Raw genomic sequence first — 16562 nt, forward strand, 5'->3', positions numbered from 1 at the left:
AGCGTGCAATCAAGGCTTACCCTCTCAAGGCGCCACCTGTCGCTTTTTCAACTGATAGAACAATCTTGGTCGCTACAGCCTCAATTTCTTCATCTGTCATTGTTTTCACATCAGGCTGAAGAGTAACATCGATAGCTAATGACTTTTTGTCTGCACCAAGGGCATCACCCTCAAATACATCAAACAAGGTGACCTTCGTAATCAACTTCTTATCGGCACCTTTGGCTGCCCGCAAAAGCTTATCAGCACTAACATCCTTGCTCACAACAAAAGCGAAATCACGGTGCAGCGGCTGAAGATCAGACGCACGCATAGCCCCTTTTGTCTTTGTCGGTTTAACGCGCGGGGCCGGCAATGCTTTGAGATCAATTTCAAAACCAACAAGAGCGCCTTCTACGTCAAGCTTATCCAAAACGCGTGGATGAAACTCTCCAAAATGGCCGATAATATTTTTCGGCCCTTGTTGAATTGTGCCGGAACGACCAGGGTGGAAATGGTCTGGCCCGCCCGCGACAATTTGTAGATTATCGACGTTAGTGCCAAGACCAGACAACAAGCTTAGCGCATCTTCTTTAGCATCAAACACAGATACTGTTTGCGCTGTTCCTGACCAGTGGCGACCATTGGCACGTGTACTGGCTAAGCCACGGCGAATTCCAGAAGCGCAATCATTTTGATCATCGGGCTGATCACCATGGAAAACTTGGCCCACCTCAAACAAAGCAACATCACCTGTTCCACGGTCTGCATTGCGTTGCGAAGCGAGCAAAAGGCCAGGCAGAAGGCTTGGCCGCATATCAGAAAGATCGCTGGAAATCGGATTTGCCAATTTCAACTCTTCTTGCCCGCCACCAAAAGCCTCAGCTTCTGTTTTTGAAACAAACGACCATGTCACCGCTTCCATCATACCACGTGAAGCAAGCAGACGTTTGGAGCGACGGTTGCGCATTTGCGAGAGCGTTAGCTTGCCCGCACCAAGGTCGGGCATTGGCGGCAGTGGTGTTGAAGGAACATCATTGATGCCAAAAATACGCACCACCTCTTCTACCAAATCAGCTTTGCCGAAAATATCAGGACGATAGCTTGGCACGGCGACTTTAAAGTTTGGCGCGTGACCGGTTACCCAAAATCCCAAAAGCTCCAAAATGGCTTTAATCTCACGCGGTTCGGGGTCGATTCCGCCAAGACGTTTTACCTCGGTTGTTGGGAAATCAATAATCTTGTCCACGTCTGGGATGGCGCCCGCAATATGTATATCGCTTGCTTCACCACCACAAATATCCAGCACAAATTGGGTCGCTTCTTCGAGGCCAGAGACCATGAAATTGGGATCAACGCCGCGCTCAAAACGATAGCGCGCATCTGTACTCAATCCAAGTTTACGTCCTGCCTGTGCGACTTGCAGCGGATGCCATAGGGCGGATTCAATAAGAACATCCACTGTCTCCGCTTGTGACCCAGAGCGTGTGACCCCGATAATGCCTGCCAAAGATTCAACACCCGCATCATCGGCGATCACGCCCATGGTTTCATCAAGCTTATAAGTCTTGTCGTTCAGCGCTGCAATTTCTTCGCCAGCCTTTGCACGACGGATCACCAGATTGCCGCTGACCTTTGCCGCATCAAACACATGCAAAGGGCGTCCGCGGTCGAATGTCATATAATTGGTGATATCAACAAGCGCATTAATCGGACGCAAGCCGATGGCATTCAAACGTTTTTGCATCCATTCAGGTGAAGGGCTATTTTTGACACCACGCACAAGACGCAAACCAAAGGCTGGACAAAATTCTGGAATTTGAATGTCAACGCTCACTGGACATGGACCATTACCACGCACAGGTGCTGTAGTTTTATTTTTGAGCTTACCAAGACCGGTCGCCGCTAAATCACGCGCGATGCCATAAACGCCCAAAACATCAGGTCGGTTTGGTGTTACACCGATTTCAATCACCGGATCATCCATGCCAGCATAAACCGCATAAGGCGTTCCCACTGGCGCATCATCTGGCAAATCAAGAATACCATCGTGATCTTCCGATGTTTCAAGCTCGCTGCCTGAACACATCATGCCGCAGGATTCCACGCCGCGAATTTTGCCAACAGACAAAGTGATATCAAGGCCAGGAACATAATCACCGGGCAACCCCAATACGCCTTTCATGCCTGCACGGGCATTAGGTGCGCCACAAACCACTTGGATAGGTTCTGCTCCACCATTGTTGACAGACAACACGCGAAGACGGTCGGCGTCAGGGTGTTGTTCGGCGGATATCACTTCAGCGATCTTAAAAGCTTCAAGCTTTTGCGCAGGATCTTCAACGCCCTCGACCTCAAGGCCGATTAAGGTCAGTTGTTCAAGCACAGCATCAAGCGTGTCGTCGAAGTCAAGATAATCGCGGAGCCAGGAAAGGGTGAATTTCATGTCTTTTCTCTTCTATTGTATATCATCGACGCGTCGTCCAATCGCCTTTTTGGAGAAAGCATCCTTATTATCTCTATCGACCTTGCACGCTTTTAAGACCAAGCAAAATTGCGCTGACAATGAGGAACCCACCTGACACACGATCGAGCCAAATTTTGGAGCCACTGGCAAAACGCTTGGTTAAGCGGTCAGCAAGTAATCCATAGGTCATCAAAAATGTGCCATCAATTAAAATATAAAGCGCACCCAGCGCTGCAATTTGCGGCCACACAGGAAACGCAGGATCAATAAATTGCGGAAACAGGGCTGCAAAAAACACAACGGCCTTCGGGTTTGCTGCCGACGTTAAAAACCCTTGCATATATAAAACTTTGAGGCTCGCTTTTTGTGCGGCTTGTTGATTGCTCATCCGCCCCGCATTCAAAATTAATCGCAGACCCATCCAAACAAGATAAGCAACACCTATCCATTTGATCACGTTGAATATTGTCTGTGATGCCAACAATGCTGCCGCAAGACCTGCACCAGCTGCCGTAATCTGCAAGGCATTGGCGGATAAATCACCAAAAGCTGTCATCGTTGCCCGTTTAAACGTATGGCTGGCCGAATTCGACAGCATAAGCAAATGGCTGGGGCCAGGCGTGGACATCAGCACAAGCACCGTTGCCACATACGCGAAGATGGTTTCCATCGATAACATCAGCTTGAAAGCCCCCCAACCAAACTTGGGATATCAATCGGCCTAAAACCGTAATGTTTAATCCAGCGGGCATCGGCATCAAAAAAGGCCCGCAAATCGGGCGCGCCGTATTTCAACATCGCGAGACGATCAATGCCCACACCAAAAGCAAAGCCGGAGTATTTATCGCTATCAATGCCGCCATGTTTCAGCACATTGGGATGCACCATGCCGGAGCCGAGAATTTCCATCCAGTCATCACCCTCGCCGATTTTCACTTCGCCATCGCCGAAGGTGCAGCCGACATCAACTTCCATTGAAGGCTCCGTAAACGGAAAAAAGCTAGGGCGAAAACGCAGCTTCACGCTTGGCACTTCAAAGAAGGCTTTACAAAATTCTTCCAATGTCCATTTCAAATGACCCATATGGATATCTTCACCAAGCACCAGCCCCTCTACCTGATGAAACATCGGCGTGTGAGTTTGGTCTGAATCCTGACGATAGGTGCGCCCTGGAATGATCACGCGGATGGGTGGTTCGGTTTTTTCCATCGTGCGGATTTGAACTGGTGATGTGTGGGTGCGCAAAACAAGACGCTCGCCATCTGCTTTTTCTTTCAAGAAAAAAGTGTCGTGCATCTCGCGCGCCGGATGACCTTCTGGGAAATTCAATGCCGTGAAATTATAATAGTCGGTTTCAATGTCCGGACCATCGGCGACACCAAAACCCATGCCTGAGAAAATCGCTGTGATCTCATCAATCACTTGCGTGACGGGATGAATTTTGCCCTCGCTCAAAGTGTCCATGCGAGCGGGCAATGTAATGTCCACGGCCTCACTGGCAAGGCGCGCGTCGAGGGCTGCTTCTTTCAAAACGTCACGGCGCTCAGCAATGGCTTCAGTCACTCGCACTTTAAGACCATTCAGCAATGGTCCCATTTCTTGCCGCTCTTCTGGCGTCATTTTGCCAAGCGTCTTCATCTTCTCAGATATTGTGCCTTTTTTACCAATCGCGCCTACACGAATTTCTTCAAGCGTCGGCTCATCAGAGGCATTGTTAATTTGCGCGGTGATATCGTTCTCAAGAGAAAGTAGCTCAGACATAGAAAATCCTTGGGTATAACGTCGCCCGTTTTTTATCAGATCACAGAAGAAGGTCTATAGCCGTTCTTAAATTAAAGTAAGATATGAAAAACCCGCGTCAGGCAAGCCATACGCGGGTTTTTCAATTCTAAAACCTTGAGTGCTTTAAGCCGCCAAAGCCGCTTGGGCCTGTTCGATCAAGCCTTTGAAAGCATCTGGTTGAGTGATTGCAAGATCTGACAATACTTTGCGATCCACCTCAATATTGGCCTTTGTTAGACCATTCATGAAGCGACCATATGTCATTTCGCCATCGGTGTGCAGACGCACAGCCGCATTGATACGCTGGATCCACAAAGCGCGGAATTGACGCTTTCTGACTTTCCGGTCGCGATAAGCGTATTGCGCTGCTTTTTCCACTGCCTGTTTGGCAATGCGAATAGTGCGCGAACGAGCGCCGTAATAGCCTTTAGCGGCCTTTAAAACTTTTTTATGTTTAGCATGAGCGGTTACACCGCGTTTTACACGTGCCATGATTTAACTCTCCTGAAAATCTGTTCTCTTAGCCGTTGGGCAAAAATTTCTTCACAATACGTGCATCGGGTTCCGACAAGACTGTCGTACCGCGTGCGTTGCGAAGGAATGAATTAGAGCGTTTAATCATGCCATGGCGTTTGCCAGCCTGTCCGGCTTTGACTTTGCCAGAGGCCGTCAGCTTAAAGCGCTTCTTTGCGCCTGATTTTGTCTTCATCTTGGGCATTTTGCTTTTCCTTTTTCGCGCTGTTTTAAAACCGTAAACCGGCTTTTAAGCACTTTGTTCTGAGTTTAAGCTTTCGGAGTAGCCACGGCATGCCCGCCTTACTCTCATTATGAGCAAGAACCGCCGGGCCACTCAGCGATGCGCGCTTATAGGGGGAATATGAACGGATTGCAAGCAATAGTAGAATTTCGAACAGTGAAATATTGCATGTAACTACATACGAGCTACAGCTATTAGGCACGTCAGGTCATTCAGGCGCGGTGACACGCCGTAAAGTGAGGTTAATCCGACCACCATTTTTGAGCAATGTTGAGGTGCCTGGATAGATGCGATCGACACCATGAAAACACAGTCGGCTCTCACCACCCATTACGACAACATCGCCACTTTGCAGCTTAAATGAGGATGTTTTTTCATCACGGGTTGTCCCGCCAACCCGAAAGCGACAGGTGTCTCCTAATGAAATAGAAACAACAGGCGCATCAAAATTCTGCTCATCATTATCTTGGTGAAGTCCCATTTTCGCGGTTGTATCATAAAAATTGACGAGACACGCTTCGGGGAGGTGGTCATAACCGGATACATCCTTCCACAAAGCAAGCAGCGCGGGCGGAATATCGGGCCACGGCTTGCTGGTTACAGGATGATTTTCTTGGTAGCGATAGCCTTTTTGCTTATCACTAACCCAACCCAAAGAACCGCAATTCGACATGCGAACTGACATTGGCTTGCCTGTGCGCGGCATTATAGGTTGAAAGAGCGGTGAGCGCTGGATGATGCTGCGAATATCATCGCGCAATTTTTCCTGTCCACTTCGATCAATATAAGCAGGTATATAACGAATTGCCTTCATTCATTATCCGTAACAGATCTGCGCGAAACCGGAGATAGTAACACAAAAAAAACTTTCATTACGAACGTTTTGCACAAAAATATTTTTTCTAAGACTAATGCGATATTTTATTATTCGATGACTTGTAGAAATAGACAGCCCTACTTATATACAGTGCCAACCGATAAAGCGGGCAGAGCTATCAAATCGGGCTTGCAATTTAAGTCGATTATAGCTACCCACTTCCGCTTGACTGAATATGTAAAGAAGCCAGTTGGTTTTATTTTTTAAATCGACCCTTAAAAGGGGTTGTTGAACGCTTGAAAAAGGTTCACACAGGCTTGCTTGTTAAGGAGACTGAATAAGATGGCAAAAGTTATTGGTATTGACCTTGGAACAACAAATTCTTGTGTTTCGGTCATGGACGGCAAAGAACCGAAAGTTATTGAAAATGCGGAAGGCGCGCGCACAACGCCGTCTATGGTTGCTTTTTCTGACGAAGGCGAGCGCCTTGTTGGTCAACCCGCCAAACGTCAGGCTGTTACCAATCCGGAAAACACATTGTTTGCTGTCAAACGTCTGATTGGCCGTCGCTTCACAGACCCGACAGTTGGTAAAGATAAAGAGCTTGTCCCGTTCAAAATTGTCAAAGCAGACAATGGCGATGCATGGGTTGAAGCCAATGGCGATCAATATTCTCCCTCACAAGTATCTGCGATGATCCTTCAAAAAATGAAGGAAACAGCAGAAAGCTTCCTCGGCGAAACAGTTGAACAGGCTGTTATCACGGTTCCTGCTTACTTCAATGATGCTCAGCGTCAAGCAACGAAAGACGCTGGTAAGATTGCAGGCCTTGAAGTGTTACGCATTATCAATGAGCCAACAGCTGCGGCGCTTGCTTATGGCCTTGATAAAAAAGACGGCCAAACAATCGCTGTTTACGATCTGGGTGGTGGTACATTTGATGTGTCCGTCCTCGAAATCGGTGACGGTGTGTTTGAAGTGAAATCCACCAATGGCGACACATTCCTCGGCGGTGAAGATTTCGATATGCGCCTTGTGGATTATCTAGCTGATGAGTTCAAAAAAGAACAAGGCATCGATCTTCGCGGTGACAAGCTTGCACTTCAGCGTTTGAAAGAAGCGGCTGAAAAAGCAAAAATCGAACTTTCATCTGCAACACAAACAGAAATCAACCTGCCCTTCATCACAGCTGATGCTTCTGGTCCTAAACACCTTACATTGAAGCTTACGCGTCCAAAATTCGAATCCCTCGTTGATGATTTTGTTCAACGCACAATAGCGCCTTGCAAATCAGCGTTGAAAGATGCCGGCATGACAGCGGCTGATATTGACGAAGTGGTTCTGGTTGGCGGCATGACCCGTATGCCTAAAATTCAAGAGGCTGTGCAAAAATTCTTTGGTAAAGAACCGAACAAAGGCGTAAACCCAGATGAAGTTGTTGCCATGGGTGCAGCGATCCAAGCTGGCGTCCTTCAGGGTGATGTTAAAGATGTTCTACTGCTTGATGTGACACCATTGTCGCTTGGTATTGAAACATTGGGCGGCGTGTTCACTCGCTTGATCGACCGCAACACAACAATTCCAACGAAAAAGTCCCAGACTTTCTCTACAGCTGAAGACAATCAAAATGCTGTAACCATTCGTGTGGCGCAAGGCGAACGCGAAATGGCGGCCGACAACAAAAACCTCGGCCAGTTCGATTTGGTTGGCATTCCACCAGCACCACGCGGTATGCCGCAAATTGAAGTGACCTTTGATATCGATGCCAACGGCATTGTGAATGTGTCAGCTAAAGACAAAGGCACAGGCAAAGAGCAACAAATCCAAATTCAGGCATCTGGCGGCTTGAGCGATGATGACATTGATCAAATGGTCAAAGATGCGGAAGCCAATGCTGACGCCGATAAGAAACTTCGCGAATCCGTTGACGCACGCAATAATGCTGAAACGCTTATTCATTCCTCTGAGAAATCATTAGCGGAATATGGCGACAAGGTGAGCGATAGCGACAAGCAAGCCATCGAAGATGCTATTGCTGCTCTAAAAACGGCCGTTGAAGGTGATGAGATTGATGCCGATGATGTGCGGGCGAAGTCTGAAACATTGGCACAGGCAAGCATGAAACTAGGTGAAGCAATGTATGCTGAACAGCAGGCTGCAGCCGAAGCTGACGCTGCCGCAGACGATGCTGCCGACGGTGACGACGATGTTTTGGATGCCGACTTTGAAGATGTGTCTGACGATGGCGACGAGAAAAAATCAGCTTAATAAAGCAAAGCTGACACTCAATCATTCAACAAATATCAGACGGCGATTTTATAATCGCCGTTTTTTTTTGAGGAATGTAGCTTTAGGAAAATGTAACAATGAGTGAAATTAAAACACATCCTTTTGGAATATTTTCTCTTTGCAGAAAACGAGCCCTTTTACATTCCGCGATTTAGGCGCAAATGTGGGTTTTTATTCTTTGCTTCTAGGTAATACAGCACGCAAGATATCAACCCACGTGCAACTGATCGCTGTTGAACCATTATATAAGAGTTCATCGCCAAGCGTTACGTTATTTTCAGCTTACTTAGCATCGAAACCTAGCAATTTGTAAACTTCTGATCATTTTCATCAGGTTATGCCTATATATAGCATATATCCTATGGAAAGCTTTTAGTTCATCCATTATAAGAGCCCTAAAATCATTCACAACGTCATCGCCAATATGAGGTCTGACGGGATTGTTTGTTAAAGATTATTCTGAGAGACAATGCAAATGGCAGAAGCCGATTTTTATGAAACACTAGGCGTTTCCAACGACGCAGATGAGAAGACACTGAAAAGTGCCTTTAGAAAACGTGCGATGCAATATCATCCTGACCGTAATCCAGGCGATGATGAGGCTGAAGCAAAGTTTAAAGAGCTCAATACAGCTTATGAAACACTGAAAGACCCGCAAAAGCGGGCAGCCTATGACCGCTATGGCCATGAAGCCTTCACCAATAGCGGCGGCGGTGGTGGTCAAGGCGGATTTTCTGGTGACTTCGGCGGATCAATGTCTGATATTTTCGAAGAATTCTTCGGTGATGTTATGGGCGGCAGACGTGGCGGAGAGCGCAACGCAAACCGTGGTTCAGACCTGCGCTTCAATATGGAAGTCACGCTGGAAGAAGCTTTTAACGGCAAAGAGGCCGAAATCACTGTACCCTCTTCCATCAAGTGTGATGAATGCATGGGTTCAGGTGCAAAACCGGGCACAAGCCCATCTGCCTGTTCAACATGTGGTGGGGCGGGTCGAGTGCGCGTCAGCCAAGGATTTTTCTCAGTTGAGCGAACATGCCCAAATTGCCAAGGACGCGGTGAGGTTATTACTGATCCTTGCGCCTCATGCAGTGGGAACGGCCGTGTTGCGCAAGAGCGCACGCTCTCTGTCAATGTTCCAGCAGGCATCGAAGATGGCACGCGCATCCGGCTAGCAGGTGAAGGCGAAGCTGGCATGATGGGCAATGCGTCGGGTGATCTTTATATTTTCATCTCGATCATCCCTCATGAATTCTTTCAGCGTGAAGGAGCAGATATATTCTGTCGGGTGCCTATATCCATGACCACAGCAGCCCTCGGAGGTCAATTTGAAGTTGCAACAGTGGAAGGCGCCAAAACGCGGGTCAAAATTCCTGAGGGCACACAAAGTGGTAAGCAATTCAGATTAAAAAATAAAGGCATGCCGGTTTTAAGATCCAGCCAACATGGCGATATGTATATTCAGGTTTTGATTGAGACTCCGCAAAACCTCAGCCGCCGCCAGCGAGAATTGCTTGAAGAATTTGAACAAGAATCATCCGAGAAAAATAGCCCTGAATCATCAGGCTTTTTCACACGCATGAAAGATTTCTTTACTAATTCGAACGAAGCCTAACGCTTATTACGGCGGGAAGTAGTTTACACATGGCGCATAAAGCTAGAACTGTTTTGGAACGATTAAGCGCCAATACCAGCTTCATCAAGAATTGGGCCGGCGCTCCCATGACGACCGGTGCTATCGCGCCTTCTGGCAGTGGGCTCGCAAATAAAATGGCCTCCTTGGTGCCATTGGACAACGACTTACCCGTGCTTGAAATTGGCCCCGGAACGGGGTCTGTCACCCGCGCCCTTCTAAAACATGGCGTTGCACCTGAGAGATTGATCGCGCTTGAATATAACACTGAGTTTTTTGAACTTATAGGAAGCCAATTCCCAGACATTCGCGTGATACAGGGCGACGCCTATGCGCTTAGCAAAACCTTGCAGGGGGGGTTAGGTGATGTACCGAAATTTGCTGCAATCGTTTCAAGCCTGCCTCTTCTCACCAGACCAAAAGAGGACCGTGAAGGGCTTTTACAGCAAAGCCTTACGCATCTTGAATCTGGTGCGCCCTTCATCCAGTTTTCATATGGATTCACCACGCCTGTTGAAAATCCGGTCGCTGTATCTCTGACTAAATCATCCTGGATTTTACGAAATATTCCGCCAGCGAGAGTATTTGTTTACCGAAGAATATCTTAGTTCCTCAGCAATAAAGTCTACCCTTAAGCAAATAATCGGCTATATCCATAGATAAGTATCTTATTATTAGAAGTCGTGGAGATAATAATGTCTGCAAAAATTCTCGTTTTCGCCGGTTCTATGCGTGATGGCTCGTTTAACATCAAACTTGCTGATGCATTGACGAACGCCCTTATTGAGCTTGGAGCCGAGGTCACTCATGTTTGTGCCAAAAATTATCAGCTTCCCATCTTTAATGAAGACTTAGAAGTGCCTGAAAAGGCCATCGCACTGGCTAAACTTTTTGAACAAAGTGATGGATTTGTTTTTGTCTCACCAGAATATAATGCATCCGTTACACCCCTCATGAAGAATACACTCGATTGGGTCAGTGTATCAGGTGTCAGTAGCAGCAACAGTTTCGGGCCGTATAAGGACAAGATGTGTTTCATCTCATCCTGCTCGCCCGGGAAGACTGGAGGCTTGCGCGGTCTTTATCATCTACGCGCGATACTCATGAATGTAGGCGCTGAGATCATCACACCGCAACTATCCGTCGGTGAGGGGGAAACAGCCTTTGATGCGGATGGTAAATTAAAAGATCCACACTTGGTCTCTTTGATGGATAAAGGCCTTGATGAACTCCTATTCACAATCCAACGTATTAAAGCCGTTCCACGGCCATAATATTCACTAGCTTGGCGTTCGCCCTATGACTGACTTCGATGTTAAAAATCCCTCTCCCAAAGATCGTTTAATCGTCCCGCTTGATGTGCCAAGTTTGAGCGACGCCCGTGACGTGGTGGCAGACCTAGGTGATGCGGTCAGTTTTTATAAAGTTGGCTTTCAAATTCTTTATGCTGGTGGTTTTGATCTGATTTCAGAACTGAAAGATGCTGGCAAACAGGTGTTCATCGACCTAAAACTACTCGATATCGACAATACCGTTAAAAGTGGTGTTGAGAGCCTTGCGGCCCTTGGTGGTACCTTTTTGACAATCCATGCCTATCCCCATGCCATGCGCGCAGCGGTGGAGGGGCGTGGTACAAGTGATTTAAAATTACTCGCCGTCACCGTGATGACCAATCTTGATGACACTCTTTTACAAGAGGCTGGCTATAAAGAAAGTGCCCATGATCTTGTTCTTCAACGCGCCGTTCAAGCACGCGACACTGGTATCGAAGGCGTTATTTGTTCAGCAGCAGAAGCAAGCGCCATTCGTGCAGCCGCTGGTCCTGACTTGCTCCTTGTTACTCCCGGCATTCGCCCAGCGAACGCAGCCGCAGATGATCAAAAGCGGATCATGACCCCGCGCATGGCAATTGAAAATGGTAGCGACTATCTTGTTGTGGGAAGACCTATTTTGAAGGCCGAAAACAGGCGAGCAGCAGCCTCGGCTATTGTCGAAGAAATTGAAGCAGCACTATCTTGAAATCGGGAAAAGCTAATGGCTAAAGGATATTGGATCGCTCGCATGGATGTGCGCGATGTGGAGCGCTACAAGGATTATGTCGCAGGTGCGGCTCATGCTTTCCAACGCTATGATATTAAATTTTTGGTGCGCGGTGGGGCAGCTCACGCGCTAGAAGGCGATTGTCGGGCGCGCAATGTTGTCATTGAATTCCCATCAGTTGAAGAGGCCCTCGCCTGCTACAATGATCCTGATTATCAGATGGCCAAAGAAATTCGAAATGCAGTGGCTGATGGCGAATTGACCATTGTCGAAGGTTTTGATGGTTAGTGCTCCTTACGATAAGCTCGCGACCCAAACCGCAACGGCGTTTTAAAGATTTTAATCTGCATTAAAATTCGACTATAATTTTATGACCTTCTACTTTAGAGGTTGAAATTACATCGAATTGCCTGCGCATATCTTCCCTCTGCACCATGACGCTGCTATATGCATAGACAGCTAACGAAAGTGACACGATAAATGCTGAGAGTTTTTTTAATTTCCTGGTCATATGCTCTGTTTTTTACATTCAATGCAGCAGCAGCAGATTTGTCCGAAATTTCCAAACTGGAAGGCTTTGTTTCGATCGAGGAGACGTTAAGCGCCAATGCTGACAAACCGTTTGAATGCGCTAATTATGTTGCGGCTTCACAAAGCTGCATTGCGGTTTCGAAAAGCATAATTGATGGCAAAACCCTGATAAGCGCCAATCGAATTTTAGTAAGTGAACAGCCATTGATAGAAGTTCAAATCAGTGCCAAACTTGATCTTATCCATGGACTTGCATGCGGAACAGCATCAACATGGGATATCGCGGTCGTCGGCGATACTGTAACAAAAGACTTTGAAAAATTGGTGGTCGATGCCGTGCGAGGCAATGTGGCAAAATATGGCAGGCTTTGCGTCGGATATATAAAGAAAGACGGCCTCTTACAGGCTGTTAATTTTTCTTCAGAAACAGGCGAAGTGATCAAAGAAATACCCGTCACAAACACCACTTTTTGGAAAGTTGCTCCACAGTTGCGAGCTGCAGAACAAAGTTGAAAATTGTCTTCTATGAGATACTAGAGGCGCTAGAAATGAGACTAAATTGGCAGATATGAAACTTTTGGTGGTAGGTGCTGGTGGCCGAATGGGTCAAGCGCTTATTCGTGCCATCACCGAGATGGATGGTGTGGTGCTGGGTGCCGCTATCGACCTTGAAGGCTCGCCGGTTATTGGACAAGACGCAGGAACAATATCGGGTCTGCCAGAACCACTGGGTGTTGCGATCACGGATGACGCATCCTCTGCCTTTTCAAATATCGACGGCGTGATTGATTTTACCGCTCCTGCCGCGACGCTGGAATTTGCCGATTATGCCGCGCAAAAGGGTATTGTGCATGTGATCGGCACCACGGGCTGTAGCATCGAGGACGATGAAAAGATCGAAGCAGCGGGCCGCCAAGCTGTTATCATCAAATCTGGCAATATGAGCCTTGGTGTAAACCTGCTTGCCGTTCTTGTGCGCCAAGCGGCCAAGGCGCTCGATGCTGATTTTGATCTTGAAGTTTTGGAGATGCACCACAAACATAAAGTCGATGCGCCCTCCGGCACGGCCCTTCTTTTGGGCCAAGCAGCCGCCGAAGGTCGAGGCATTGATCTTGATGATCATTCTGTTCGTTCACGTGACGGCCATACAGGTGCACGTGATAAAGGCTCAATCGGCTTTGCAACCCTGCGCGGTGGATCGGTCGTCGGATCGCATTCTGTCCTTTTGGCAGGTGAAGGCGAACGCATTGAGCTTTCACACATTGCGGAAGATCGCGCTATTTTCGCGCGTGGTGCCGTGAAAGCCGCCCTTTGGGGTTTTGGCAAGAAACCCGGATTTTACACAATGGCCGATGTTCTCGGTCTTCCTAAAGACGTTTAATGGAGCCCCCGCATGTCTCATACTCTTGTTCTTGTTCGTCACGGTCAAAGTGAGTGGAACCTGAAAAACCTATTCACAGGCTGGAAAGATCCAGACCTCACCGAAAAAGGTGTCGAAGAAGCCATTGAAGGCGGGCGCAAACTGAAAGCTAAAGGGATCAGCTTTGATCTGGCGTTCACATCAGTTCTGCAACGTGCACAAAAGACCTGCCAGTTGATCTTGGATGAAATTGGTCAGCCTGATCTGGAGACAATTCGCAATCAGGCGCTGAATGAAAGAAACTACGGTGATCTTGCTGGCCTCAATAAAGATGATGCTCGCGAAAAATGGGGCAAAGAACAGGTTCACATCTGGCGTCGATCCTATGATGTTCCGCCCCCTGGTGATGAAGGCGAAAGTTTAAGAGATACCGGCGCTCGGGTTTGGCCTTATTTTATGCATGATGTTCTGCCGCAAGTAATGGGTGGCAAAACCGTTCTTGTCGCAGCTCACGGAAATTCTTTGCGCGCACTCGTCATGGCGATGGAAGGACTTACCCCAGAAGAAATTATCGCCAAGGAAATAGAAACCGGCGTGCCAATGATTTACACATTAGCCGATGATACCAGCCTTCAAAGCGTGGAAATTCTCGATTAATTTTGCCGACCAGTCATCGGCAATTTTATTGTTAGTTATCTAACTTAATCCCGTTTCCCAGCCTAAAATGGCTTGTTTTCGAGTTAATCCCCAATGATATCCGCATAGTTTTCCCGTCGCCCCCAGCACCCGGTGACAGGGGACAACAAAGGATATGGGATTCTTGCCAACCGCTGTCCCCACCGCACGAGCCGCACCCTTGGGTTTATCAAGATGCAGGGCAATGTCGCCATAGGTTGTGGCTTTACCAAACGGGATTTTTAAAAGCGTCTCCCAGACCCTGACTTCAAAATCAGTCCCTATAAAAACAATGCGCAAAGGTTGATCCGGTTGCCATTCTTCACGATTGAAAACGCGTGCCATATAGGGCGCGGTCTTGATGCTGTCTTGGACAAAGTTCGCATTGGGCCAGCGCCCTGCCATATCATCAAAGGACGCCGCCTCATTACCCTCATCACAAAAGGCAAGCCCCGCAAGACCGTGCTCAGTCACCATCAAAAGCGCCAAGCCAAAGGGGCATGGGTGGAAGGCCCATGAGATGGTCACACCGGCACCGCGCGCTTTATAAGTGCCGGGGCTCATGGCCTCATGAGTGACAAATAAATCATGCAAGCGACTGGGTCCGGAAAAACCTACCTCCAATGAGGTATCTAGAACGCTTGAGGTATCGCGCAACATATTTTTTGCATGATCCAGAGTGAGTGCTTGAAGAAAAGATTTTGGCGAAATTCCCGCCCAACGCTTGAAGAGTTTTTGCAAAGCAAAAGGATCCTGCCCCAGCGCTTTTGCCAATGCATCAAGATCCGGCTGATTCTTGGCGTGCTCGCTCAAATATTCAATGGCTGAGCGGACGACTGCATAATCTGTTTGTTCGCTTTGTTTATGATCCATGAAGGCCTCTTCTCATTCATTTCCTTGACGCTAAACAAGAAGAAAGATTAGGACCACCCGAAACTTGCTAACCCCCCGATTACGCACGGGCTTCAACAAGTGCCGCACCGAAAGCTCTGGCAAAAGTCGTTTTATCCTCAGGGTTCAAAAACGCCCCAATATCATTAGTCTCACCGCGCGCGGCTATTGATATTTTTGTGACCACACCCTCATCATCCTTGGAAATATTGAGTTTTGCCCAAAAGGGATTGAACGTCATTTCCTGAATTTTCCCCCGCGCTGAAACCTGTCGCACGATCAGCGCATCACGTCGCACGATAATTTCTTCGAACGCTTTAGCAGAATGATAATTAATTCGAAAAGCCACATATAAAAGCAGCACATCGAGCCCCAGAAAAGCGAACACAAGCCAAGCGCCTATTATCAAATAGAAAAAGCCCATCAAAAAGCATGTGCCACCAAAAAGGATCATCAATATGATGAAACCATTTTGCGATAACGAGCGATAAGGGCGCAGGGTTGCGGAAAAGATTTCCACAAAACCATGATCTGCGCCCGTTGAGGTCTTTTCGTCTTCACTCATGCAGCTTACACTTATTGAGGTTCCTCTCTTGAGTATAGAAAAATCATGCCAAACGCCAAGCCCTCTTTAAAAAAGAAATCTGCCCCACGCAAAAAACGGATGCCTCGCCGTATCTACACGGAAGAAGAAGTGCGCCGCATTTTCAAACGTTTTGAAAAACAAAATCCCGAACCAAAAGGGGAGCTGGATCACGTCAATGAATATACACTTCTTGTGGCTGTCGTCTTATCAGCACAAGCAACCGACATTGGAGTAAATAAGGCGACGAAAGAGCTTTTCAAGATCGCCGATACGCCAGAAAAAATGGTGGCCCTTGGTGAAGACAAAGTGCGCGATCACGTCAAGACCATCGGTCTTTACAAGGCAAAAGCAAAGAATGTCATCGCCCTGTCAGAAATGCTGATTGCAGAACATGGCAGCCAAGTACCCGAAGATCGCGATACCCTTGAAACATTGCCCGGTGTTGGTCGCAAGACAGCGAATGTGGTCCTGAATATGGCTTTTGGTCAACTCACCATCGCTGTTGATACGCATTTATTCCGCATCGGCAACCGATTGAAACTGGCCCCGGGTAAAACGCCACTTGATGTGGAGCTCGCGATGGACCGGATTATCCCCGATGACATCAAGTTTCATGCGCATCACTGGCTCATTTTACATGGACGCTATATCTGCAAAGCGCGTAAACCGGAATGCGGCAATTGTGTCATAGCTGATTTATGTAAATCCAAAGAAAAAACCCACGATATCCCACCACCCGGTTATGAATTTTAGGC

At 47.6% G+C, this 16562-nt stretch carries 18 protein-coding genes; 10 read left to right on the forward strand and 8 right to left on the reverse strand.

The window, feature by feature from the left end; translation table 11 throughout:
- Positions 1-16: 16 nt before the first annotated feature.
- From pheT to ABJ081_05690, 6 genes are all read right to left on the reverse strand, one after another.
- Complete coding sequence (pheT, locus tag ABJ081_05665) at positions 17-2425, reverse strand: phenylalanine--tRNA ligase subunit beta (protein MEP6356150.1); 2409 nt, start codon at positions 2423-2425, stop codon at positions 17-19.
- A gap of 73 nt (positions 2426-2498) precedes the next feature.
- A complete protein-coding gene (locus tag ABJ081_05670) occupies positions 2499-3116 on the reverse strand; it encodes a LysE family translocator (GenBank protein MEP6356151.1) in 618 nt (205 codons plus the stop codon).
- 8 nt (positions 3117-3124) lie between these two features.
- Positions 3125-4207, reverse strand: a complete 1083-nt coding sequence (gene pheS / locus ABJ081_05675) for a phenylalanine--tRNA ligase subunit alpha (GenBank protein ID MEP6356152.1) — start codon at positions 4205-4207, stop codon at positions 3125-3127.
- Positions 4208-4351: 144 nt separating this feature from the next.
- Positions 4352-4720 carry a 50S ribosomal protein L20 gene (rplT, locus tag ABJ081_05680; protein ID MEP6356153.1) on the reverse strand — a complete coding sequence of 123 codons (369 nt, stop codon included), beginning with the start codon at positions 4718-4720 and terminating at the stop codon, positions 4352-4354.
- A gap of 28 nt (positions 4721-4748) precedes the next feature.
- Positions 4749-4946 (reverse strand): 50S ribosomal protein L35, encoded by a 198-nt coding sequence (gene rpmI, locus ABJ081_05685; protein MEP6356154.1) that lies wholly within the window; start codon positions 4944-4946, stop codon positions 4749-4751.
- A 247-nt stretch (positions 4947-5193) separates the two neighbouring features.
- The gene (locus tag ABJ081_05690) at positions 5194-5799 is read right to left on the reverse strand and encodes an alpha-ketoglutarate-dependent dioxygenase AlkB (protein MEP6356155.1); all 606 of its coding nucleotides are present in this window, start codon (positions 5797-5799) and stop codon (positions 5194-5196) included.
- 345 nt (positions 5800-6144) lie between these two features.
- Here ABJ081_05690 and dnaK point away from each other — a divergent pair, with 345 nt between their 5' ends.
- The 9 genes from dnaK (at position 6145) to ABJ081_05735 (ending at position 14312) form a co-directional block, all read left to right on the forward strand.
- Positions 6145-8070 (forward strand): molecular chaperone DnaK, encoded by a 1926-nt coding sequence (dnaK, locus tag ABJ081_05695; protein ID MEP6356156.1) that lies wholly within the window; start codon positions 6145-6147, stop codon positions 8068-8070.
- A 496-nt stretch (positions 8071-8566) separates the two neighbouring features.
- Entirely contained in the window at positions 8567-9706 is a 1140-nt protein-coding gene (gene dnaJ, locus ABJ081_05700) for a molecular chaperone DnaJ (GenBank protein MEP6356157.1), read from the forward strand.
- A 29-nt stretch (positions 9707-9735) separates the two neighbouring features.
- Entirely contained in the window at positions 9736-10332 is a 597-nt protein-coding gene (locus tag ABJ081_05705) for a methyltransferase domain-containing protein (GenBank protein MEP6356158.1), read from the forward strand.
- A gap of 87 nt (positions 10333-10419) precedes the next feature.
- Complete coding sequence (locus ABJ081_05710) at positions 10420-10998, forward strand: NAD(P)H-dependent oxidoreductase (protein ID MEP6356159.1); 579 nt, start codon at positions 10420-10422, stop codon at positions 10996-10998.
- Positions 10999-11023: 25 nt separating this feature from the next.
- The gene (gene pyrF / locus ABJ081_05715) at positions 11024-11743 is read left to right on the forward strand and encodes an orotidine-5'-phosphate decarboxylase (GenBank protein MEP6356160.1); all 720 of its coding nucleotides are present in this window, start codon (positions 11024-11026) and stop codon (positions 11741-11743) included.
- A 15-nt stretch (positions 11744-11758) separates the two neighbouring features.
- Positions 11759-12052: a DUF1330 domain-containing protein gene (locus ABJ081_05720; GenBank protein ID MEP6356161.1), complete on the forward strand. Its 294-nt coding sequence runs from the start codon at positions 11759-11761 to the stop codon at positions 12050-12052.
- Positions 12053-12244: 192 nt separating this feature from the next.
- A complete protein-coding gene (locus ABJ081_05725; protein ID MEP6356162.1) occupies positions 12245-12808 on the forward strand; it encodes a hypothetical protein in 564 nt (187 codons plus the stop codon).
- 55 nt (positions 12809-12863) lie between these two features.
- Positions 12864-13676, forward strand: coding sequence for a 4-hydroxy-tetrahydrodipicolinate reductase (gene dapB / locus ABJ081_05730; GenBank protein ID MEP6356163.1), 813 nt, complete (start codon positions 12864-12866; stop codon positions 13674-13676).
- Between the two features lie 12 nt (positions 13677-13688).
- Positions 13689-14312, forward strand: a complete 624-nt coding sequence (locus tag ABJ081_05735; GenBank protein ID MEP6356164.1) for a 2,3-bisphosphoglycerate-dependent phosphoglycerate mutase — start codon at positions 13689-13691, stop codon at positions 14310-14312.
- 39 nt (positions 14313-14351) lie between these two features.
- On the opposite strand, the gene ABJ081_05740 is transcribed toward ABJ081_05735, so the two are convergent.
- Together ABJ081_05740 and ABJ081_05745 are read right to left on the reverse strand one after the other, a co-directional pair.
- A complete protein-coding gene (locus ABJ081_05740; protein MEP6356165.1) occupies positions 14352-15203 on the reverse strand; it encodes a bifunctional helix-turn-helix domain-containing protein/methylated-DNA--[protein]-cysteine S-methyltransferase in 852 nt (283 codons plus the stop codon).
- 79 nt (positions 15204-15282) lie between these two features.
- Positions 15283-15786 (reverse strand): DUF2244 domain-containing protein, encoded by a 504-nt coding sequence (locus ABJ081_05745; GenBank protein ID MEP6356166.1) that lies wholly within the window; start codon positions 15784-15786, stop codon positions 15283-15285.
- A 45-nt stretch (positions 15787-15831) separates the two neighbouring features.
- Here ABJ081_05745 and nth point away from each other — a divergent pair, with 45 nt between their 5' ends.
- Positions 15832-16560, forward strand: a complete 729-nt coding sequence (gene nth / locus ABJ081_05750; GenBank protein ID MEP6356167.1) for an endonuclease III — start codon at positions 15832-15834, stop codon at positions 16558-16560.
- The last annotated feature ends 2 nt before the right edge of the window (positions 16561-16562 follow it).

It is taken from the genome of Hyphomicrobiales bacterium, from assembly GCA_039989895.1.
Classification (GTDB): domain Bacteria; phylum Pseudomonadota; class Alphaproteobacteria; order Rhizobiales; family JACESI01; genus JACESI01.